This window comes from Citrobacter sp. S46_ASV_140 (assembly GCF_018919545.1).
Classification (GTDB): Bacteria; Pseudomonadota; Gammaproteobacteria; order Enterobacterales; family Enterobacteriaceae; genus Citrobacter; species Citrobacter braakii.
In genome coordinates, this window is the sequence record NZ_JAHLRC010000221.1 from 1 (window position 1) to 3252 (window position 3252).

Genomic DNA, 3252 nt, shown 5'->3' on the forward strand with positions numbered 1-3252 from the left:
GTTCAGCAATACGCGCTTTGATCTCCGCTTCCGGGATCATGACTTCAACAGTATGTTTCATATCTCTAACCATATGATTTAAAAACAAATCACTCAATGCTAACTTTTAATAAGCCAGCATCTAAGCGCAAGGCACGCAGTATACCAGCAAAAGCATTCATACGCGGCATCTGTTGATAAAGTTCATAATGTGACGTTTATCACGCGTTTTAGCTCCTATAATTAACTGCTATTAAAGAAATAACACCTGTGATGGTATTTTTTATGGCAAATAACAACGTACGTTCTCAACGGCTTATCGTGACCCTGAGCGCCCTGTTTTCGGCACTTTGTGGACTATATCTCCTGATTGGTGGAGGCTGGCTGGTCGCCATCGGTGGCTCCTGGTATTACCCGATCGCGGGCCTTGCCATGCTCGGTGTGGCTCTCCTGCTGTGGCGCAGTAACCGATCCGCCCTTTGGCTGTATGCCGCCCTGCTTCTCGCCACCATGATTTGGGGCGTCTGGGAAGTCGGCTTTGATTTCTGGGCGCTGACGCCGCGTAGCGACATCCTGGTCTTCTTTGGTATCTGGCTTATCCTGCCTTTCGTCTGGCATCGCCTGATTATCCCTTCCAGTGGCGCAGTAGCGGCGCTGGTGGTGGCCCTGCTGATTAGCGGCGGTATCCTGACCTGGGCTGGCTTCAACGACCCACAAGAGGTTCACGGCACGCTGAGTGCAGATACCTCTCAGGCCGATGCAATCTCAGCGGTTGCCGACGAGGACTGGCCGGCTTACGGTCGCAATCAGGAAGGTCAACGCTACTCACCGTTAAAACAAATTAACGCTGACAACGTTCATCAGTTGAAAGAAGCCTGGGTATTTCGTACCGGGGATTTAAAACAACCAAACGATCCCGGTGAAATCACCAATGAAGTCACGCCAATAAAAGTGGGGGATACTCTTTATCTGTGTACCGCCCACCAGCGGCTGTTCGCCCTGGATGCGGCCAGCGGTAAAGAGAAGTGGCATTTCGATCCCCAACTCAATACCAATACCAGCTTCCAGCACGTAACCTGTCGCGGCGTTTCTTATCATGAAGCCAGACCGGATACGGCTTCTGCAGAGATGATGGCCGACTGTCCGCGCCGCATCCTTTTGCCGGTCAATGATGGTCGACTGTTTGCCTTGAATGCCGAGACCGGCAAGCTGTGCGAAACCTTCGCCAATAAAGGTATTTTAAATCTGCAGACCAATATGCCGGATACCTCACCGGGCCTGTACGAACCGACGTCTCCCCCGATAATCACCGATAAAACTATCGTTATTGCCGGGTCGGTAACCGATAACTACTCAACCCGCGAAACATCCGGGGTGATACGTGGTTTTGACGTCAATAACGGCAAGCTTCTATGGGCGTTTGATCCCGGTGCCAAGGATCCTAATTTCATCCCGTCAGATGAACATACCTTCACCTTTAACTCACCCAACTCCTGGGCGCCTGCGGCCTACGACGCGAAGCTGGATCTGGTGTATCTACCCATGGGCGTTACCACGCCGGATATCTGGGGCGGTAACCGCACACCGGAACAGGAACGTTACGCCAGCGCCATTCTGGCGTTAAATGCCACGACCGGGAAATTGGCCTGGAGCTATCAGACCGTTCACCACGATCTGTGGGATATGGATTTACCGGCACAGCCAACCCTGGCGGATATCAACGTCAATGGAGAGAAAATCCCGGTCATTTATGCCCCGGCAAAAACCGGTAATATCTTTGTGCTCGACCGCCGTAATGGTGAACTGGTGGTGCCTGCCCCGGAAAAACCGGTGCCGCAAGGTGCAGCCAAAGGTGATTATGTCAGCAAAACCCAGCCGTTCTCCGATCTCAGTTTCCGTCCGCAAAAAGATCTCAGTGGTGCGGATATGTGGGGCGCAACCATGTTTGACCAGTTGGTGTGCCGCGTAATGTTCCACCAGCTGCGCTATGAAGGCATTTTTACCCCGCCTTCAGAGCAAGGCACTCTGGTGTTCCCGGGTAACCTCGGCATGTTCGAATGGGGCGGTATTTCCGTTGATCCCAACCGTCAGGTAGCCATTGCCAACCCGATGGCGCTGCCGTTCGTTTCTAAGCTGATCCCACGCGGTCCCGGCAATCCGATGGAGCCGCCGAAAGATGCCAAAGGTACTGGCACGGAGTCCGGTATTCAGCCGCAGTACGGCGTACCGTTCGGCGTAACGCTCAATCCGTTCCTTTCACCATTTGGTCTGCCGTGTAAACAGCCAGCATGGGGCTACATTTCCGCCGTAGATCTGAAAACCAATCAAGTGGTGTGGAAAAAACGCATTGGCACGCCACAGGACAGCATGCCATTCCCAATGCCGGTTCCGGTGCCGTTCAATATGGGGATGCCGATGCTGGGTGGACCTATCTCCACCGCGGGTAACGTGCTGTTTATAGCCGCGACTGCCGATAACTATCTGCGCGCATACAACATGAGCAACGGTGAAAAACTGTGGCAGGGTCGGCTTCCGGCAGGCGGCCAGGCAACGCCGATGACGTATGAAGTTAACGGTAAGCAGTATGTGGTGATATCAGCCGGGGGCCACGGCTCATTTGGCACTAAGATGGGCGATTATATCGTGGCATACGCGTTGCCGGACGACGCGAAGTAAAATGGAAAACGCCCGCTAATCAGCGGGCGTTTTTTTATTCAAACTTCAGTGACAGTAACGACGCTTTTGCGGCTTCCTGATACTGAGCCACCAGATCTTTGGTCATATTGAAGGAGACCTGCACCGCTTTCTCGTTTTGCGAGGTAATCAGCAGCATATTGAGAATTTCAGTATCCGGCGCTTGAGAACGGAAAGTAATCAGCCACGCTTTATGTCCATCAACCGTGACAGGTTCCGCCTGCGGCTTGAAGTTGGTCAGCATCTTCAGTGTCGCATCCTTTGCCATATCCAACTGAGCGGCAGGCAACGCGTTGCGCCCGGCGGTAATCCCTAGAGACGCTTTACCGCGTTCGTCACCGTAAATCACCTGTGGACGGTTTTCAGAAGGGTATTTGATTTTTGCCATTTCGTCCGTCATCGGCGTGAGCGTCTGCGGAATTTCGAGACTTAAATTCAGTTTTGAAATCTGTTGGCGTTCCATCTTCATCGCAGCCTGTGCCGAAACCGCCAGAAGCATAATAAAAGATGCCGTCAGTACTTTACGCAAAAGGGTCATGAATACCTCGTGATGAGTGATTAACCTCATCAGTATATGAA

The 3252-nt window shown here is 52.5% G+C and carries 2 protein-coding genes and 1 pseudogene; 1 reads left to right on the top strand and 2 read right to left on the bottom strand.

Annotation, left to right across the window (positions count from 1 at the left end):
- A pseudogene (locus KQJ19_RS23040) lies at positions 1 to 61 on the bottom strand (hypoxanthine phosphoribosyltransferase); the annotation flags it as partial.
- Positions 62 to 264: 203 nt separating this feature from the next.
- On the opposite strand from KQJ19_RS23040, the gene KQJ19_RS23045 reads away from it, so the two are divergent.
- Positions 265 to 2655 carry a glucose/quinate/shikimate family membrane-bound PQQ-dependent dehydrogenase gene (locus tag KQJ19_RS23045; RefSeq protein ID WP_216404232.1) on the top strand — a complete coding sequence of 797 codons (2391 nt, stop codon included), beginning with the start codon at positions 265 to 267 and terminating at the stop codon, positions 2653 to 2655.
- A 34-nt stretch (positions 2656 to 2689) separates the two neighbouring features.
- Here the strand turns inward: KQJ19_RS23045 and KQJ19_RS23050 are convergent.
- Positions 2690 to 3252 (bottom strand): hypothetical protein (locus KQJ19_RS23050; RefSeq protein ID WP_253296408.1); only part of this gene is annotated, 563 nt, incomplete at its 5' end.

Coding starts and splice junctions, on each gene's coding strand:
- KQJ19_RS23045 (WP_216404232.1), top strand. CDS start 265: ATGGCAAATAACAACGTACGTTCTCAACGGCTTATCGTGACCCTGAGC.